The organism is Haloferax sp. DFSO60, assembly GCF_046557615.1.
In the GTDB taxonomy this organism is placed as follows: domain Archaea; phylum Halobacteriota; class Halobacteria; order Halobacteriales; family Haloferacaceae; genus Haloferax.
Genome location: NZ_JBKIII010000001.1, coordinates 1,206,625 through 1,222,530 on the forward strand (window position 1 = coordinate 1,206,625; position 15,906 = coordinate 1,222,530).

Annotated in this window: 19 protein-coding genes and 4 tRNA genes; 9 read left to right on the forward strand and 14 right to left on the reverse strand. The window is 59.2% G+C overall.

Annotated elements, in window-relative coordinates:
* The first annotated feature begins 37 nt into the window (after positions 1-37).
* The gene (locus tag ACK509_RS06350) at positions 38-502 is read left to right on the forward strand and encodes a hypothetical protein (RefSeq protein ID WP_410765653.1); all 465 of its coding nucleotides are present in this window, start codon (positions 38-40) and stop codon (positions 500-502) included.
* Between the two features lie 13 nt (positions 503-515).
* Here the strand turns inward: ACK509_RS06350 and ACK509_RS06355 are convergent, their stop codons facing one another.
* The 4 genes from ACK509_RS06355 to ACK509_RS06370 all read right to left on the reverse strand — a co-directional run bounded on the left by ACK509_RS06355 (position 516) and on the right by ACK509_RS06370 (position 3,282).
* Complete coding sequence (locus ACK509_RS06355) at positions 516-2,444, reverse strand: hypothetical protein (protein WP_410765654.1); 1,929 nt, start codon at positions 2,442-2,444, stop codon at positions 516-518.
* Positions 2,434-2,832 carry a hypothetical protein gene (locus ACK509_RS06360; RefSeq protein ID WP_410765655.1) on the reverse strand — a complete coding sequence of 133 codons (399 nt, stop codon included), beginning with the start codon at positions 2,830-2,832 and terminating at the stop codon, positions 2,434-2,436. The genes ACK509_RS06355 and ACK509_RS06360 overlap by 11 nt, the downstream gene beginning before the upstream one ends.
* Positions 2,833-3,010: 178 nt before the next feature.
* Positions 3,011-3,085 (reverse strand) — tRNA-Ile (locus ACK509_RS06365).
* 93 nt (positions 3,086-3,178) lie between these two features.
* Positions 3,179-3,282, reverse strand: a tRNA-Asn gene (locus tag ACK509_RS06370).
* A gap of 85 nt (positions 3,283-3,367) precedes the next feature.
* On the opposite strand from ACK509_RS06370, the gene ACK509_RS06375 reads away from it, so the two are divergent.
* Positions 3,368-3,583: a hypothetical protein gene (locus ACK509_RS06375; protein WP_410765656.1), complete on the forward strand. Its 216-nt coding sequence runs from the start codon at positions 3,368-3,370 to the stop codon at positions 3,581-3,583.
* On the forward strand, positions 3,520-3,852 hold the full coding sequence (locus ACK509_RS06380; protein WP_410765657.1) for a group I intron-associated PD-(D/E)XK endonuclease: 333 nt from the start codon (positions 3,520-3,522) through the stop codon (positions 3,850-3,852). Before ACK509_RS06375 ends, ACK509_RS06380 begins: the two co-directional genes overlap by 64 nt.
* 13 nt (positions 3,853-3,865) lie before the next feature.
* Here the strand turns inward: ACK509_RS06380 and ACK509_RS06385 are convergent.
* Positions 3,866-3,968, reverse strand: a tRNA-Asn gene (locus ACK509_RS06385).
* Positions 3,969-4,101: 133 nt separating this feature from the next.
* On the opposite strand from ACK509_RS06385, the gene cca reads away from it, so the two are divergent.
* Positions 4,102-5,463, forward strand: a complete 1,362-nt coding sequence (gene cca, locus ACK509_RS06390) for a CCA tRNA nucleotidyltransferase (protein ID WP_410765658.1) — start codon at positions 4,102-4,104, stop codon at positions 5,461-5,463.
* Here the strand turns inward: cca and ACK509_RS06395 are convergent.
* From ACK509_RS06395 to ACK509_RS06410, 4 genes are all read right to left on the reverse strand, one after another.
* Positions 5,442-6,455, reverse strand: coding sequence for a histone deacetylase family protein (locus ACK509_RS06395; RefSeq protein WP_410765659.1), 1,014 nt, complete (start codon positions 6,453-6,455; stop codon positions 5,442-5,444). The two genes, cca and ACK509_RS06395, sit on opposite strands and share 22 nt — an antisense overlap.
* Positions 6,455-6,886, reverse strand: a complete 432-nt coding sequence (locus ACK509_RS06400; protein ID WP_410765660.1) for a histone — start codon at positions 6,884-6,886, stop codon at positions 6,455-6,457. The genes ACK509_RS06395 and ACK509_RS06400 overlap by 1 nt, the downstream gene beginning before the upstream one ends.
* 87 nt (positions 6,887-6,973) lie before the next feature.
* Positions 6,974-8,413, reverse strand: a complete 1,440-nt coding sequence (locus ACK509_RS06405; protein ID WP_410765661.1) for a single-stranded DNA binding protein — start codon at positions 8,411-8,413, stop codon at positions 6,974-6,976.
* Between the two features lie 189 nt (positions 8,414-8,602).
* Positions 8,603-9,103 carry a hypothetical protein gene (locus ACK509_RS06410; RefSeq protein ID WP_410765662.1) on the reverse strand — a complete coding sequence of 167 codons (501 nt, stop codon included), beginning with the start codon at positions 9,101-9,103 and terminating at the stop codon, positions 8,603-8,605.
* Positions 9,104-9,259: 156 nt separating this feature from the next.
* On the opposite strand from ACK509_RS06410, the gene ACK509_RS06415 reads away from it, so the two are divergent.
* Positions 9,260-9,332, forward strand: a tRNA-Arg gene (locus ACK509_RS06415).
* A gap of 268 nt (positions 9,333-9,600) precedes the next feature.
* On the opposite strand, the gene ACK509_RS06420 is transcribed toward ACK509_RS06415, so the two are convergent.
* Entirely contained in the window at positions 9,601-9,816 is a 216-nt protein-coding gene (locus ACK509_RS06420; protein WP_410765663.1) for a hypothetical protein, read from the reverse strand.
* A 146-nt stretch (positions 9,817-9,962) separates the two neighbouring features.
* Here ACK509_RS06420 and ACK509_RS06425 point away from each other — a divergent pair, with 146 nt between their 5' ends.
* Complete coding sequence (locus tag ACK509_RS06425; protein WP_410765664.1) at positions 9,963-10,580, forward strand: DUF309 domain-containing protein; 618 nt, start codon at positions 9,963-9,965, stop codon at positions 10,578-10,580.
* Here ACK509_RS06425 and azf read toward each other — a convergent pair.
* Positions 10,577-11,365, reverse strand: a complete 789-nt coding sequence (gene azf, locus ACK509_RS06430) for an NAD-dependent glucose-6-phosphate dehydrogenase (RefSeq protein WP_410765665.1) — start codon at positions 11,363-11,365, stop codon at positions 10,577-10,579. The genes ACK509_RS06425 and azf overlap by 4 nt on opposite strands.
* A gap of 100 nt (positions 11,366-11,465) precedes the next feature.
* On the opposite strand from azf, the gene ACK509_RS06435 reads away from it, so the two are divergent.
* The 3 genes from ACK509_RS06435 to ACK509_RS06445 all read left to right on the forward strand — a co-directional run bounded on the left by ACK509_RS06435 (position 11,466) and on the right by ACK509_RS06445 (position 12,827).
* On the forward strand, positions 11,466-11,810 hold the full coding sequence (locus ACK509_RS06435) for a dihydroneopterin aldolase family protein (RefSeq protein ID WP_410765666.1): 345 nt from the start codon (positions 11,466-11,468) through the stop codon (positions 11,808-11,810).
* Positions 11,807-12,265 (forward strand): NUDIX domain-containing protein, encoded by a 459-nt coding sequence (locus ACK509_RS06440; protein ID WP_410765667.1) that lies wholly within the window; start codon positions 11,807-11,809, stop codon positions 12,263-12,265. The genes ACK509_RS06435 and ACK509_RS06440 overlap by 4 nt, the downstream gene beginning before the upstream one ends.
* A gap of 88 nt (positions 12,266-12,353) precedes the next feature.
* Positions 12,354-12,827, forward strand: a complete 474-nt coding sequence (locus ACK509_RS06445) for a DUF5790 family protein (protein ID WP_410765668.1) — start codon at positions 12,354-12,356, stop codon at positions 12,825-12,827.
* A 3-nt stretch (positions 12,828-12,830) separates the two neighbouring features.
* On the opposite strand, the gene ACK509_RS06450 is transcribed toward ACK509_RS06445, so the two are convergent.
* The 3 genes from ACK509_RS06450 to ACK509_RS06460 all read right to left on the reverse strand — a co-directional run bounded on the left by ACK509_RS06450 (position 12,831) and on the right by ACK509_RS06460 (position 15,868).
* Positions 12,831-13,553 (reverse strand): creatininase family protein, encoded by a 723-nt coding sequence (locus ACK509_RS06450; protein ID WP_410765669.1) that lies wholly within the window; start codon positions 13,551-13,553, stop codon positions 12,831-12,833.
* Positions 13,554-13,589: 36 nt separating this feature from the next.
* Positions 13,590-15,527 (reverse strand): ABC transporter ATP-binding protein, encoded by a 1,938-nt coding sequence (locus ACK509_RS06455; protein WP_410765670.1) that lies wholly within the window; start codon positions 15,525-15,527, stop codon positions 13,590-13,592.
* A 71-nt stretch (positions 15,528-15,598) separates the two neighbouring features.
* Positions 15,599-15,868, reverse strand: coding sequence for a hypothetical protein (locus tag ACK509_RS06460; RefSeq protein WP_410765671.1), 270 nt, complete (start codon positions 15,866-15,868; stop codon positions 15,599-15,601).
* Between the last annotated feature and the right edge of the window lie 38 nt (positions 15,869-15,906).

The following is a 15,906-nucleotide window of genomic DNA, read 5'->3' on the forward strand; positions in this document are numbered from 1 at the left end:
CAGGAAGATATTTGTATCAGGTGAATTTGTTTTTTCTATGGAAATTAACAGTGGTAAAGCAATTGGATATATCACCGCTAGTATCATCGCATACGTTCTATGGCTTTTAATATACCAGCTATCGAATGAATTCAAAGGGAAAAATTCGGATAGAGTATTTTTTGCCAGCGGTGCAGCATGGGGACTTGCATTTGTGATAGGAGTAAGTCCGGAAGTAGAAGTGATCTCAGAGTTAGTCAAATACACACCTATTTTCGGACCAGAGACAGCTAGCTTCGCAAGTGAAGTTGTGCTGCTAGCTTCTTTACTGAATTTAGGATTTAGTATTGTGACGATTGCAGAACGAGCCGGGTGGGTCGGATTTTTCGGATTCTTATCGTCTATATTGGGCGGTGCAGCAATGTTAGTAGATGTACGAATTTCAATGATTTTCTTATTGTTGGGAGCGGCGATCGAAGAGGGCATCCCAGCAAGCAGCAGGTTTGGGCGGAGAAGTTTGTAATTGGTTTTTGCTATTAATTAAGCGGGTGGCGCATACACTCACGGTCCTGGTCATAGTAATCCTCAACGTGCAGCACGTGGTCAGCTGCTTCCGGTTCTTCTAAACCGATATTGACGAAGTGACGAGCCATGATTTTCTCGTTGTGGGTGGCGAAGTTGCACTTCGAACACCTCCACATCTCACCTTTTTCGAGGTCGTGCTGCAATCTCGTCTCGTCGAGGATACGCTTGAACGGCATCTTCAGTGAGACCATATCGACACCGCCGCCGCTGGGCAGGTGTTCCTCTCCATCTCTGTCGATAATCGCCTCCAGACGCCATTCTGATTCGAGCGATGCACGACGGAACGATTCGTAGGGCTTGTCCTCGCCGTTCATGACTGATTTGACGAAATCAGTCAGTTCAATCGGTATCTCGGTGATGTTTCTGCCGAGCACTTGTTCGACAGATAGCTCTTCGTCGCTGTACTTCAGCTCGGTTTCGACACGTTTGCGGATACGAGTTCGAGTAGTCGATTCGCCTATTCTGACGCCAGCATCCACGCTTGGCCAGCGTTCAGCAAGCGTTAGCTCACCGCTGTCTTCGGTATCCTCTCCGTCGAGCGCGTCGAGCAGATCGTCGTCCGATACTGGTTCTTCGAGACGTGATTGGTCGATTGCCCAACCCGAATTGCAGCATTCGCAGACAACGTCCGGGCCGCGGCCATCGTCCCAGATGACTGATTCGCCGTGCGCGTCAGTCTGGTTCGCTTCGGGCGATTCAGCCCGTTGTTCGCACGCATCCGCAGCAATAGCTTCGGTGAGTACCTTCGAGCGAGACGTTCGGCGTCGAGCAGCAGACCAGTAAATCGAACCCCACGCGAGGTATTCGACCGGCTTGTCCAGCAGGGATTCAGTGTAGCCACCCATGTACGCCGCGAGGTACGAACCCATGTTTTCGACGCTGGCATTCAGCGAAATGCACCCGTTCGAGTCTTCCTCGTAGTCGTCTATTTTCTCATAGTTGTGCGCGGACCGGCCTGCGTATTCGCAGACTTCGAGGTGCTTGTCGATGACGCGCTCGAACTCGGTGCCCACCTGGTGCAAGTCGTTCGCCAGTTCTCCCAGCGGGTCGAGGTCGAAGTACACGCCGACGTGGAGGTGAGTGTAACAAGCGTTCATCCCGCCGCGAGAGCCATCTTCGCCTTTCGGCATTCCATGCGGTTCTGCTTGGAGCCAGTATCCCCACTCGTCGGAGTCGAGGCTCAGGTGATACTCCATCGTATTCCGGAGTGTATCGCGCACTCCGTCGTATGAAAATGAATCGTGCACGGCGTCGAGATGTTCAACTGGTGGAAGGCGCGAACCGTTCGGAATCGAGGAAGCCGTTAGAGTAAGCATCGCGGTCGCGGGTGAACCCCAAGCCGCTACTGCTTCGCCGCCACTCGGACGTTCGCCTCCGGCCATCTGTCGCTGGAGGGCTAGCGCCCGCGCGTACTGTTTCTTCGAGTATTCCTCGCCCCAAGCGTCAGTCAGTGGAATCTCGAATTCGTCCCCTTCGTCGTTACCGAAACGGGCCATTAAGCCGTCATACCGAGTGTGGGCGGTGAGAAACGCGCTCAGTGCATCGGCCCACGTCGCGGCTTCTCGCTTCGCTAACTCCGTGACCATGAACGCGTTCTCTGTTGGCTCCTGCGGTTCGACCCATTCGTCCCGGTACTCTGCTTCGGTGACGATGCGCCGAAGTTTCCGACCGTGGGTTTCGCACAGTGGAGTGTTGGCCAATTCGGGGTATTCCTCGATGAACTCGAGCACGCGCTCGTGGACTTTCTCCTCCAGCGGGTCCGTGAAGTCAGATTGCCCGGTAGAGGCCTCTACAGAGTTAGTCTCCTTGGAAGGCCGAGAGTCACCACTCCCCCCCGGAGCGTCGAGCGCGCCGGGTGAGGTGACGCCATCACTGCTCACTCACGCCTCCGTCAGCAAGCAAGAAGTCACCAAGCGAGGACTGCACCGCACCGCCGCTCGTTTTCGGCCGACGGCCGTCGGCCTCTTGCGGACCGGCTTCCGGGTCAGGGGCAAGCCCCTGCTTCCGGCCGCTCCGAGCGGACTGGGACCCGCTCTCCGCTGTTCCGGTCCTTGCGGTGGTTTCTGAAACGAATTGGTGTGCCCACAGGAGCGAGGTGAGACGAAGGTCTCGAATCTCGTCCTCGATCGCGGGGATGCGCGCGCAGTCTCGGCACTCGCGCATCTTGGCCGCGCGCTCGGCGTGGTCGACGAGGCACGAAGCGTTGCAGCTCCGGCAGTGATACCGGATATGTCGCCACAGGCTGGATTCTCGACGAACCGCAGCCATCTACCGCGCACCTCCCAGCTCGGCTATTTCAATCGACGGCCGTAGCCGAGGCGCGTAAGATGCTCGTATGAACTCACAAAATTTCGGCTTCTCTCGATTTTCGTAATCTGCCGAATTCGGACGCGTAGGAGTTCCTACGGGGGGATTTAGTTCGGCATAAGAACGCCTTAATTTTGTATGGGCCCCATGGGGTTCGAACCCATGACCACCCGGTTATGAGCCGAGCGCTCTGACCAGACTGAGCTAGGGGCCCGCACTCTGTTGGTTTTCTCGGCGTATTCTTATGTCTTAGCAAACAGAGTCGAGCGAGTACACCTGATGCTCTCCAATCAAGTTCAGAGAGAAGCGCCGCCGCCAGGACTCGAACCTGGGACCACCTCGTGACTGCAGAACCAGCCGAAACTGAGATTCCTTAACAGCGAGGTGCTCTACCAACTGAGCTACGGCGGCTTACATCGAATACTTTGGAGACATACTGAAGTGGATTTCGCTTCTCCGCGGAAACACCTAGGTTGGTGCAGCGAGACAGTATTTCATGCACGACGATGCGTTCTACTTCGAGCAGTTGGGGGAGACACACCTCCGTGGGCAGGCCGCAGAAGCAATCGTCAAAGCCGCGTTTCTCCGTCGCGGAATTCCTGTACTCGTTCCCGAGTACGACAACGAACCCTACATCTCGTCATCCAATTGGACGGCAATTTCTTTCGATTACAGGTCAAGACGGGGAACGACTCGAACGAGGGGACGGTGACCTTCGAAACGGTGAGTACACGCTCTCGTGCAAACAGCTACGAACGGTCAGATTACGAGGACACAATCGATTATTTCGCGGTGTACAGTCCAGCACTCGAGCAGACCTATCTGGTCCATATTGACGATGCCGCGTCGGGGAAGATGCAACTCAGACACGAACCACCCGCAAACAATCAACGGGTCGGAATCAACTGGCACGAAGACTACGCGCTCGATGCCATTCTCGAACAACTATCGAGCGACAAAACAGTGGCTCGAAAGGAGTGAAAGGAGTGAGAAGCGCCGCCGCCAGGACTCGAACCTGGGACCACCTCGTATCTGCGGAACCAGCCGGAACTGAATTCCATAACAGCGAGGTGCTCTACCAACTGAGCTACGGCGGCTTTCTGCACTCCATCGTATTCGACGTTTGTTCATAGGGCTTTCGTTTTCGCCCGACGGCTGAGAGATGCCACCGTCTCTCGAACTCATGGGCGCACCGTCACGCTTTCGCCGTCTGGTGCGGAAGCGTGAGTAATGACTGACTCGGACCTCGATAGGGTTATCGCGGCGGTCCGCGAGCGAATCGACCCCGACGAGGCGGAGCGTCGGGCGCTCTCGGACGCGGCGAGCGAACTCGAATCTCGCGTCCACGACGCCCTCGCAGAGCTTCCCGTCGATGCCGACGTACTCCAAGTCGGGAGTACCGCTCGAGGCACGTGGCTGTCGGGCGACCGCGACATCGACCTCTTCGTTCGCTTCCCCGGCGACCTCTCGCGCGAGGAACTGGAAACCTACGGCCTCGAAGTCGGCCACGCCGTCCTCCCCGACGGCCACGAGGAGTACGCCGAACACCCGTACGTCAAGGGCAACTACGAAGGATTCGACGTGGATTTGGTCCCTTGTTACGACGTGCCCACAGCGCCCGACATTCGCTCTGCGGTGGACCGGACGCCCTTCCACAACGCCTACCTCGTCTCGCATCTCGACGACGACCTGGCGGCCGACGTGCGCGTGTTCAAGCGTTTCTTGAAAGGCATTGGCGCGTACGGGAGCAACCTCCGCACTGAGGGCTTTTCGGGTTACCTCTCGGAGTTACTGATTCTCGAATACGGTGGGTTCGAATCGCTGCTCCGCGCCGCCACCGACTGGACACCTCCGGTCTCATTCGACCCGGAAGACCACGGGACTCGAAGCTTCTCTGACCCTCTCATCGTCATCGACCCGACCGACCCCGAACGAAACGTCGCGGCGGTCTGTTCGGCCGAGAACGTCGCCCGACTCCAACACTACGCGCGAGACATCCTCGAGAATCCTCGGGAGTCGCTCTTCTTCCGTGCCGACCCCGACCCACTCGATGCTGCGGGCGTCAGGAGCCACCTCACTCGACGAAAGACGACACCTGCGGCAATCGTCTTCGATGCTCCCGACCTCGTCGAAGACCAACTGTATCCGCAACTCCGCAAGTCGCTCGAAGGCGTCGCCGCCGAACTCGACCGACGCGACTTCGACGTGTTCCGAAAGGCGACGTTCGCAGACCACCGGGCAGTCCTGTTCTTCGAGTTGGCGGTCGCAGAACGCCCCGCCGTCGAGCGCCACACCGGTCCACCAGTCCACGTCAAACAGCACGCAGAAGGCTTTTTTGACGCCTACGCGGACGACGACGATGCGTACGGGCCGTTCCTCGATGGTGACCGGTTCGTCGTCGAGCGAGAACGAGAGTTCGCGTCTGCCGAGGACTTCCTTTCGAGCGAGGCGCTCTTCGACGTCGCACTCGGCGCACACATCGAGACGATACTGCGAGAAGGAGCCTACGAGGTACTCTTGGGTGAGTCGGTTGCCTCCCTCGCAGACGAGTTTAGCGGAGAATTCGGGTGTTACTTCGACCCGAGGCCGTGAGTCTCGCGAATCTCTGCAACGAGTTCTTTGGTTTTGTCGGTCGGCTCTTCGTCGGGGTCCATCACGACACGCCCGTCGAACGTCTCGTGAACGATTGCAATTCCTTCTGAGAGCGTATCGAGACCGTAGCCACCTTCGAGGACGAACGCGAGGTCGGCTTCGGTGTTCTCGCCCACCGTTTGGACACACTCGGTGAGCATCGCGTAGCCCTCGGTCGAGACGCGCATTCGAGAGATTGGGTCGTATCGGTGGGCGTCGAAGCCTGCGCTCACGATGAACAAGTCGGGGTCGAAGCGCTCGACAGCGGGGGCGATGGTCTCCTCGAACGAATAGACGTAATCGGCGTCGCCCGCACCCGCAGGGAGCGGCACGTTCAACGTCGTTCCTTCAGCGCCGTCAGCCCCGGTTTCGTCCACGTGGCCCGTGCCGGGGTAGAGACCGTCTTCGTGAGTCGAGGCGTAGAACACGTCGTCGCGGTCGTAGAAGATGTCCTGTGTGCCGTTACCGTGGTGAACGTCCCAGTCGAAGATGGCGACGCGCTCGGCGTCACCGGCGTCGATGACGGCCTGTGCCGCGACGGCCGCGTTGTTGAAGAAGCAAAATCCCATCGCGTCGTCGTGGACGGCGTGGTGTCCCGGTGGACGGCCGAGTGCGAACGGCGTTTCGCGGCCACTCGCTCCGTCGAGGGCAGACTGTGCGGCCCACACCGAGAGTCCGGCAGAGGCGAGCGCGGCATCCCACGACGCCTCGACGGCGACCGTGTCGGGGTCCCAGTTGCCACCACCGTCTTCGCAGAACATTTCGAACTCGTCCACGTAGGCGTCGTCGTGGACGGCGGTCACCGTCGCTTTGTCTGCGGAGACGGCCGAGACGTACTCGACGCCGTGGCGTTTTGCCAATCCGCGTCGAATCGCCCGAAGCCGGTCGGCGGTTTCGGGGTGACGCGGCCCAGTATCGTGTTCAAGACACGTTTCGCTGTACCCAAATTGCATTATTCGAAGAGTGAAAAGTACGTCTCGATATCTTCTGCCTGTACGGTCCGGCGGTCGGCGTGGTGGGCGAGTTTTACCGCCGCGCCCGCCACGTTGTGGGCGTAATCTTCGAGGATATCTGCGAGCGCGATGCGAGCGTCCATTGAGACACGGTATTGGTCATCGATATTGAGCCGAGCGATACGGTCAATTGGTGCGATAGGAAGTTCGAGTTCGTCGCGCTCGACGATTTGTTGGACGCCGAAGTCCTCGGCCATCAGCGTCTTTCTCCCGTCCGCCGTCGCTCGCTCCGCGGCGTCGATTGCTAGGTCCGAACCGTGGACCTGAATCCGGTGAGCGAGCGCTTCTGCGGCCCCTGCACTCACTCTGAGGGAACCAGCGTTTTGCCGAATAATTTCGTCTACCGGGGCGAACGGTAGCTCGACACTCATACCCACATATCGGGAGTGTGCGGGGTATAATCCTTTCCGTACTGATTCGTCAGGGATTTTATCAGAAACGCCGCTTTGGAGGGATTATTACCGACGCGCGCCCGTGTGGACTTCGACCGAATCCGCGGAGATACGACCGTCGGTTTCCGTACCCTCAACGGTCACCTCGTCGCCGAGTCCGAGTTCGGCGTCGGTTTCGACGGTCTTCGTCTGCGTGCCGTCGTCGAGGATGACCGGGTTTCCTGCCTGTACGACAGTGCCGGTGAACTCGACTGCTTCGCCCGTCTCGGTGGACGAATCGTCGGAGGAACCGGAGTCAGAGCTACTTGGTTTGTCGCCGTCGGAGAACGCGCCAAGCCCTTCATTATTCACCGAGGTAGCCTTCGCCTTTGCCTCGGCTTCTTCGGTGACTGCGGTGTCGGGTGCGTCGTCCATCACGGTGATAGTCGAGCGCCAGCCAGCAGAGGCTTCCAAGTCGTCCTGCCAGCCATCCTTGATTTGGACGTCGGTGATGACGACGTAGTCGGCGAGGTCGACGTCGCTGTCGGCCTGGTCGCCCCACATCGCGACGCGGATGTCGCCCGTTTCGTCTTTCACTCGGATATTGCGAACCTGTCCCTGCGAACCATCGTCGCGGTCGAAGGTACGCTTGCTGTCGGATTCGATGACGCCGCCAGCGATATCGGCCGTCTGCCCGATTTCGAGCGCGCCGATATCGGTCGTCTCGGGAACGTACTCGATGGACTCGTCGATGACTTCGACCGCACCGCGAGAGCCGACGTGGAGTTCGAGCGAGCCATCGCGTTCGCGGACGTATCCATCGACGACTTCGACCGACTGGCCCACGTCGAGTTCTTCGGAGAGGTCGGCGCGCTCGTCCCACAGTGTCACGCGTACGCGACCTGTCGCATCACCGAGCGAGAGGTTCGAGACGCGGCCTTCGGAACCGTCGTCACGGTCGAACGTTCGAATCGTGCCCGTGTCGAGAATCTTCCCTTTGAGGTTCACGTCGGAGAGACCGAGTGCGAGGTCCTCGACACGGTAGGTGTCGAGTACCTGCACGTCGACCTCTGCTTCGATGTCTTCTTCGACCTTGCTGGCGCTGACTTCGACGCCGTTGAAGCCCTCTTTTGGTCGGCCTGCAATCCGAAGAACGGTTCCGACTTCGAGGTTCTCTTCGGCACCGGCGGCCATCTCGTCCCACAAGGAGACGCGGATGCGGCCCGTCTCGTCGGCGACCTCGATGTTGACGACCATGCCGTCTTCGTCCTCGCCGTCACGCTCGAAGGTTCGGATGTCGCCGATGCTGACGACTTTTGCGAGGAACTTCACGTCCTCCATGCCGGGTTCGATGTCGGCGATCCCGTTGACTTCCTCGTCGCGGAGTTCGTGGGCGATGAGCATCGCCGCTGTCTCTTCGTCGGCAAGGCCCCCCATCTGTTCGACTTTGTCTTTTACTGCAGCTTCGAACTCCTCGAACGGAACATCGGTGTCGAGGTCGTCGTACACCTCGCGAATGACGCTCATCGAGCGTCACCTCCCCGTTTTACAACCGTACCCCATCGCAGACCACACGTCGCATTCATACTATCCACGAACAGGGAAGGGCGGCGCTTAAGCATTGTTTTCCTCGTGGTTCGGCGACCACTCGAATCAGACGACATAGCGCGATTGGGCGCGGCATGGAAGATGAACCTTCGCCCGAAAACGGAGCGGTCAGTTGGATTGATCTGTCGGCGTCGCCCGAACGACGGTCTGCCGCCCGTTGGCATCGTCGTGGACGACGACAATCTCACCGGGGACACCGTGCTGGTAGGTGAGCGCCACCCGGTAGCCGAGCGATGTGAGTGCTTGCGTACACACTTCGCCCTCGTCGCGATTCTCGATGGCTTCGACGACGAGGCGCGTCGAATCTTCCTCGGCATCGTAGCGGGCACTCGCCAGTCGGAGACCAGAGCATCCACTTCGACCGACGACACACCCGATAACGTCGATTTTCGACTCGCTGAAGACGACCGTGGTCTCCCGTGCGTTGCACTGGTCCACTTCTTCGGGCGTCAGACTCGCCTCGGTGAGCATCGGCTCGCTGGGTGTCTCCGTCGGCGTCGATGTCGTCGTCGTTGCTGTCGGCGTCTCAGTTTCAGGGGAAGGCTCACTCGCACACCCCGCAAGCGAGACGCTGGCACCGACCGCGACGAGCAGGGCGCGTCGTTTCACTGGAGAAGGCTACGAAGCGACCGAAAAAAGTCCTTGCGTCGAACGGTTGCTACGTGGGTTTGGTCGCTTCCCCGTGACGTGGTCCCGCGGTTCACTGGCAGTCCACATCGTAACCGTCTTAAGTAACCGCGGGGTACGGAGTAATGCAGCAATCAAGTCCTGATAGGGTAGTGGACTATCCTCCTGGCTTGCGGAGCCAGGGACCGGAGTTCAAATCTCCGTCAGGACGCTACATTTCCGGAAAACTAACCTCCGAGACACCTCTGTGTGTCTCGATCTGTTTTCCGGTTATGCGTTCTCAGAGGAGATTTGAATAGGGAGCGACCGCAGGGAGCGACTGAATTCAAATCTCCGTCAGGACCAGCCAACGCACACACTACCGCTCTGCGTAGGAACACGCTCTCGTCTCTCGTTTCACGACTCGTGAAACCACAGTAACGAAACACTACCAGCAGCGCACCCGCTCACACTGAGCGACAGAAAAGCAAAAGTCCGGGTTATTCGCCGTCGAACGGTGGTTCGGGCATAGATTGGCGCTCGTCGTCGCGCCGAACAATCGAAGGCGTCGTCCGCGTCCGCTGCGGGCGTGGGCGCTCCGCTGAACGGGGTTCCCCAGCCCAATCGGCGTGACACTCAGGGCAGTAATTACCCTTGTAGGTCCGGGTGAACAGGTAGTTGTCACCACACCCGATGCAGATTGGTGACTGGGTCATGGGGCGACACCTCGATTGAGGGTTGCGGGGGCAGTCATGTGCTATCACACACCATATGACTCCGAGAGGGATAAGTATGCCCGCCATATGCCCGGTTAGCCAGACATTCCGCGGACTCTTTACTCGCCCGCGGTGAACTGTTTTGTATGGACGATGCGCTCTGTGCTGGCGCGGCAATCTACAACGCGGGGGCACACCGAGCGGCCCACGGTGCGTGGGAAAGTGAGTGGCTAACCCTCCCAAAAGACTCCGAAGACGAGCGCCTACTGCACGGGCTGATTCAGTTCACGGCCGCAGTCCATCACGCTCGCGCAGGGAATACCTCTGGAGCGACAGGGCTCGCAACGAGCGCACAGGAGTATCTCGATGGGCTCGGCGACGACTACCGCGGCATCAACCTCGACGAGGTTCGAGAATCGCTGGAACACCTCGAATCCGACCCCGAACTCGCAGTCGAAGATGGAATTGCAATGCTCCGCGTCGGTGGCGTCGCAATTTCGTACGACGACCTCGATTTCGATGCAATCGTCGTCGCGGCCGAGACGCTCGCCGAGGAACTATCAGGATACGACGACGCAATCGTCGAAGATGCAGTCACCTACGCCCGCGACGAGATTTCTACGGGAGTCAAGACACAGTTCACGGCGATGGTCTTCGATTTCGTCCGCGACGAGACGCACCGTGACCTCGTCTATCAGCGATTGAAAGAACACGTTCGTCGCAAGCGCCAACGCGAGAGCGACGTGACTGGACTCTTCGATTAGGCCTCGTCGATGGGTTCGCCTTCGAAGGTGTACTCGGCGGAGTTGTCGATTGGTTGGTAGTCGAGAATCTCCTGTGCGCGCTCGATAGAGTAGTATTTGCGGTCGTTATCCGAGATACCGTAGACGATTTCGAACTCGTAGTCGGCCTCGACACAGCACTTGAATAACTCTGCGCAATCGCGGTACGAGAGCCACATCGCTTGGCCGCGTTCGTACTCTCTGGGTGGGTGGTGTTGAGTGAGGTTACCGATGCGGACGTTCACGACCGAGATGTCGTAGTGGTCGTGGTAGTAGCGTCCGAGCGTCTCACCGGTCGCCTTGCTCACGCCGTAGAGGTTGCTCGGGCGCGGAAGTTCCGAGCCATCGAGACGGAACTCGTGTTCCGGGCGGTACATATCGGGCGTTCGGTCTTCGGTCTCGTACGCGCCGACAGCGTGGTTCGACGACGCGAATGCGAACTTCTTGACGCCCGCTTCGACGGCCGCCTCGTACATATTCTGCGTGCCGTCGATGTTGTTCCGCAAGACGCTATCCCACGGTGCCTCAGGACGTGGGTCGCCTGCGAGGTGAATCACCGCATAGACGCCCTCCATGGCGTTTTTCACCGCAACGTCGTCGGTGATGTCCGCAACGAACACGTCAGTTGGGTCTACCGAGTCGGGAATCTTCTCTTCAGACAGTGGCTCGCGGTCCAACAATCGCCAGTCGTACGCGTCGCCGATGTGTTTCAATATCGCCTGGCCGACGCGCCCGCCAGCCCCCGTCAACAAAACCGGCTGGTCCATTCGAATCTACGTCCGACTAGGGAAGATAAGTAAGGACCGGTTCGTGCCCGAGGGCGCCCGCGACCGGCGAACTTTACTGTTGGCCGACAGACTCCACCCTATGGTCACGGACCCGCAAACCGCCTGCTTCGAAGCGGGCATCAAGTTCGGTTCGCTCTATCACCAGTTCGCCGGGACACCGCTCTCACTGGAGAGCGCCCGGAGTCTCGAACGCGCGATGGAAGAGTCCATCGAGAACCAACCCCACTGCGAGGCGGTCACGGTCGAAATCCTCGACGACGTACTCGAAGCCGAACTCGCCGACTCGGCGGCCGACTACACCGAACTGACGGGCAGGTTCATCGAAGTCGAGATGCGAATCGAGTACGAAGACGTGACAGTCAAGACGAGAATGGAGATGGAAGACGGCTATCCGTTGATGAAACTCGTGTCCGTAGAGGAATGACCCCTCGAATTTCGGCTCGTGGGCTCGTTGTCGAAGATAACCGACTCCTGACGAGTCGCTACCAATCTGGAGACGAACAGTGGTATCTGACACCCGGCGGTGTACAACACCCCGGTGAGACGCTCGTCGAGACCGTTCGCCGCGAAGTCAGCGAAGAGACGGGTTACGAGGCGAGGGTCGAGTCGCTCGCGTTCGTCAGGGACCTCGTTCCGTCGAATCATCACGAAGACGGAGACGACGAGAACCATCGTGTTGACCACTTCTTCTGGTGCGAACTCGTAGACGACGAACCAGCAGTACCAACCGAGTTCGACGCAAAACAGGTCGGAGTCGAGTGGCTTCCCCTTGAGAAGCTTTCTACGGTTCACTTCTTCCCGTCGGGGCTCATCGACCCACTTCAAACATCCGCCGAACGTGACACTCGTGACGCCAGATACGTTGGCGACATTCGGTGAGAATCCGACCGCGACCACACCTGAGGCACCCGATTTCACTTTCACTTTCGGGCTCGTTTTTAAACCCTTCCGTGCTGAATACTGTTTCATGAGTCAAGCGACACTCGGTGACGACGCCCTGTTCGGAGAAGCAGCAGCAGAGATGCGCGCCGACGTCGAGGAACATCTCGACGAGGCACGAGCAGTCCTTCCCGACGCCGACGACGTGTGGGAGACCGACGCTGCAAACGTCCTCGGCGTTCTCAACGGACTTCGCTCCTCGCTCGACGTCGATGACGCTGCTGAACACATCCATCAGGCGAAAAAGTGGTACCTCATCGGCTCTCGTGCCGACGCCTTCGACGACCCAGAAGACCTCGAAGAAGCCATCGAGAACCTCGAAGAACTCCTCGAACTGGTCGAAGAGGCCCACGAACTCGTCGGGGAACTCACGAACACGATGCCGAAGCTCAAGGGAGCGCTTGCAGACGCCGCGGCAACGGCTGAAGAAGAAACCGAGGCAGATGCTGACGAGGACGACGAAGCCGAGGAAGAAGAAGAAGAAGAGGAAGAAGAAGAGTAATCTTCACGCACGCGGTCGGTCTTCGACCGCACTGATGAGCGACGCGAGAGCCTCTGCCGCCCGCGTCTCCAATTCCGAACCCAATGCTGCATCACCCGCGCCGGGGTCACCGACGACACCATTTTCTGAAAACTCCTCCGAGTCGTGAGCGAGATTGACGCCTGCGACCCATTCACCCCAACGTTCGGCCGCGCCTTCTCGTGCCTCGTCGATTCGGTCTTCTCGCACGAGGTCCGGGTGGGTGTGTCGCAAGAGTGCAGTCTCCAATGGGCCGCCATGCCCCATCTTCGAACTGTGGTCGCCGACGGCGTTGAACCACGTGAATGTGACCGAGTACGCGTCTCCGGTGCGTGAGATTCGGCGACAGAGTTCTGCGAGGGCTTCGACGTTGCCGCCGTGGCCGTTGACGACGATAACTCGGTCGAAGCCGTGGGTGGCGAGCGATTCTATCGTCTCGCGGACGTAGGCGCGGAAGGTATCTGGCGATACCCAGAGCGTCCCCGAGAAGGCACGGTGTTCTTCGGCGACACCAATCGGAATCGTGGGGGCGACGAGTACATCGTCGTCGTAGGCGTCTGCACCGGCGTTAGCTATCGTTTCGGCATTCAAGAAATCAGTGCCGAGCGGGGCGTGCGGCCCGTGTTGTTCGGTACTACCGACCGGAAGCAATGCGAGGTCGGTATCGAGGTCGGCAACGTCCGTCCACGTGGCCTCGGAGAGTCGCATGGCGGAGGGACGGAGGGAGTTCCCTTAGTGTATTCCTTAGTCGTCGCTGGCGTCAACCTCTGCTTGGCGACGGGCGGCACGCTCGATGAACTCGTCGGGGAGTTGGTCGATTTCCCCGGCTTGGACGCCCCAGAGGTGGGCGTAGAGGCCGCCGTCGCCCAAGAGGTCCTCGTGGGTGCCGTGTTCGACGATATGGCCGTCTTCGAGGACGACGATTTGGTCGGCGTCTTTGATGGTCGAGAGACGGTGGGCGATGGCGAACGTCGTTCGGTCAGCGGTGAGTTCGTCGAGCGAACGCTGGATGAGCATCTCCGTCTCGGTGTCCACGTCCGAAGTCGCCTCGTCGAGGATGAGGATTTCCGGGTCTTTCAGAATCGCCCGAGCGATAGAGACACGCTGGCGCTGGCCGCCGGAGAGTTTCACACCGCGCTCGCCGACTTTCGTGTCGTAGCCGTCGGGGAGGTTCATGATGAACTCGTGTGCTTCGGCGGCTTTCGCGGCCGCGACGATGTCTTCGTCGGCAGCGTCGAACGTCCCGTAGGCGATGTTCTCTTTCACGGTTCCGTAGAACAGGAACGTCTCTTGGCTCACGTAGCCGACCTGCTTTCGGAGGCTTCTGAGCGTCACGTCGCGGAGGTTCTGTCCGTCGATTCTGATGGCACCTTCGTCGGTGTCGTACATCCGCATCAGAAGTTTGAGGACGGTCGATTTGCCTGCGCCAGTTGGCCCGACGAGTGCGAGGGTTTCGCCGCCTGCGACGTCGAACGAGATGTCTTCGATGATGTTCTCGTTCTTATCGTAGCCGAACCAGACGTCGTCGTACTCGACGCGGCCGTCGGTGATGTCGAGTTCGGGGGCATTCGGTCGTTCTTCGAGGCGTCCGGGTTCGTCCATCAGGCCGAAGATACGGGAACTGGAGGCGCGAGCGCGCTGGTACATATTGATGATTTGGCCGAACTGGGCGAGCGGCCAGACGAACTGCTGGGTGAGGAGGATGAAGGTAACGAACTCGCCGACAGCGAGCGTGCCGGTGAAGGGGCCGGGTCCTTCGCCCGTGATGACCCACAGACCGCCGACGAGGAAGGTGAGCGTGAAGCCGATTCCGGCGAGGATTCGCAAGGCTGGGAAGAATTTGATTCGCGTGTCGATGGCGTCCCAGTTCGCATCGAAGTAGTCACCCGAGACGCCATCGACGCGGTCGGACTCGTGGTTCTCGGCGTTGAACGTCTTGATGACCTGAATCCCGCCGAGGTTGTTTTCGAGTCGCGAGTTGAGCGTCCCGACTGAAGAACGCACGTCGGCGTACTTCGGCTGGATGACTTGGATGAACTTCCAGGTGAACAGCGAGATGAGCGGGACGGGAAAGAGCGCGACGAGCGCGAGTTGCCAGTTGTAGGAGAGGAGAATCGCCGCGATGGCGACGACCATCACCGAGAGGCGGAAGAAGGAGTTCATCCCGTCGTTGAGGAACCGCTCGAGTCGGTTCACGTCGTTCGAGAGGATGGACATCATCTCGCCAGTCTGTTTGTCGGCGAAGAACTCCATATTGAGTCGCTGCATCTGGTCGTAGGTGTCGGTCCGGATGGCGTGTTGGATGTGCTGGGCGAAGGAGTTCCAGCCCCAGTTGCGAAGCCAGTGGAATGCCGCACCGCCGATAAAACTCACGACGATGATACCGACGGCGAAGTAGAACTGTCCAATTTGGGTCGTGGGGACGAGCGGCGCGAGCCACGCCTCGGGGATGAGCGGGAAGCCACCGGCGAAAGATTTGTCCTGCCGAATGATGGCGTCGATGGCGAGTCCGAGGACGACTGGCGGGAGGAGGTCGAGGATGCGCGCGGCGACGCTGGCGACGACACCGACCACGAACTGCGCAGTGTTCTCGCGGCCATACTCATCGAAGAGTCGACGCATCGGATTGTCGACCCGTTCTTTCTGGACTTCGAACGGGTCGTCATCCGTATCTGGAGGCATGAGACTGTTGCAGGGGACGGTTACAGTAAAATGCTCTGGTGTGGGCGTTGGACGCCGGTTTTTGACACGAGTTACAGCACTCTGGCTTCGATGTCGGCGTCGATGTCGGCCTGTTCGAGGTCCTGTCGAATCCGCTTTCTGAGTGGGTCCGGAACTGTCTCGCGCCCAACCGGGACTGCCGTCTCACCGTCGCCTTTTACCTTCCAGTAGAGGATGCAGTCCGACGGTTCGTAGTACTCGATGCTGTAGATGTCGTCTGCACCTTGGTAGTGGACTCGTGCGGCGAAGTCCTCCGCGTTCCACCCTTCGAGTTCGGCCAAGTTCGACACGCGTTCGCCCATATAAGATTAGTCTCGGTGGAGGCTTTCGGTCGTTTCGG

Excerpts from the sequence above, each read along its gene's own strand:
- ACK509_RS06350 (WP_410765653.1), top strand. The coding sequence starts at position 38 with ATGGAAATTAACAGTGGTAAAGCAATTGGATATATCACCGCTAGTATC.
- ACK509_RS06360 (WP_410765655.1), bottom strand. The coding sequence starts at position 2,832 with ATGGCTGCGGTTCGTCGAGAATCCAGCCTGTGGCGACATATCCGGTAT.
- ACK509_RS06375 (WP_410765656.1), top strand. The coding sequence starts at position 3,368 with ATGCACGACGATGCGTTCTACTTCGAGCAGTTGGGGGAGACACACCTC.
- cca (WP_410765658.1), top strand. The coding sequence starts at position 4,102 with ATGACTGACTCGGACCTCGATAGGGTTATCGCGGCGGTCCGCGAGCGA.
- ACK509_RS06395 (WP_410765659.1), bottom strand. The coding sequence starts at position 6,455 with ATGCAATTTGGGTACAGCGAAACGTGTCTTGAACACGATACTGGGCCG.
- ACK509_RS06400 (WP_410765660.1), bottom strand. The coding sequence starts at position 6,886 with ATGAGTGTCGAGCTACCGTTCGCCCCGGTAGACGAAATTATTCGGCAA.
- ACK509_RS06405 (WP_410765661.1), bottom strand. The coding sequence starts at position 8,413 with ATGAGCGTCATTCGCGAGGTGTACGACGACCTCGACACCGATGTTCCG.
- ACK509_RS06420 (WP_410765663.1), bottom strand. The coding sequence starts at position 9,816 with ATGACCCAGTCACCAATCTGCATCGGGTGTGGTGACAACTACCTGTTC.
- ACK509_RS06425 (WP_410765664.1), top strand. The coding sequence starts at position 9,963 with ATGGACGATGCGCTCTGTGCTGGCGCGGCAATCTACAACGCGGGGGCA.
- azf (WP_410765665.1), bottom strand. The coding sequence starts at position 11,365 with ATGGACCAGCCGGTTTTGTTGACGGGGGCTGGCGGGCGCGTCGGCCAG.
- ACK509_RS06435 (WP_410765666.1), top strand. The coding sequence starts at position 11,466 with ATGGTCACGGACCCGCAAACCGCCTGCTTCGAAGCGGGCATCAAGTTC.
- ACK509_RS06440 (WP_410765667.1), top strand. The coding sequence starts at position 11,807 with ATGACCCCTCGAATTTCGGCTCGTGGGCTCGTTGTCGAAGATAACCGA.
- ACK509_RS06445 (WP_410765668.1), top strand. The coding sequence starts at position 12,354 with ATGAGTCAAGCGACACTCGGTGACGACGCCCTGTTCGGAGAAGCAGCA.
- ACK509_RS06450 (WP_410765669.1), bottom strand. The coding sequence starts at position 13,553 with ATGCGACTCTCCGAGGCCACGTGGACGGACGTTGCCGACCTCGATACC.
- ACK509_RS06455 (WP_410765670.1), bottom strand. The coding sequence starts at position 15,527 with ATGCCTCCAGATACGGATGACGACCCGTTCGAAGTCCAGAAAGAACGG.
- ACK509_RS06460 (WP_410765671.1), bottom strand. The coding sequence starts at position 15,868 with ATGGGCGAACGCGTGTCGAACTTGGCCGAACTCGAAGGGTGGAACGCG.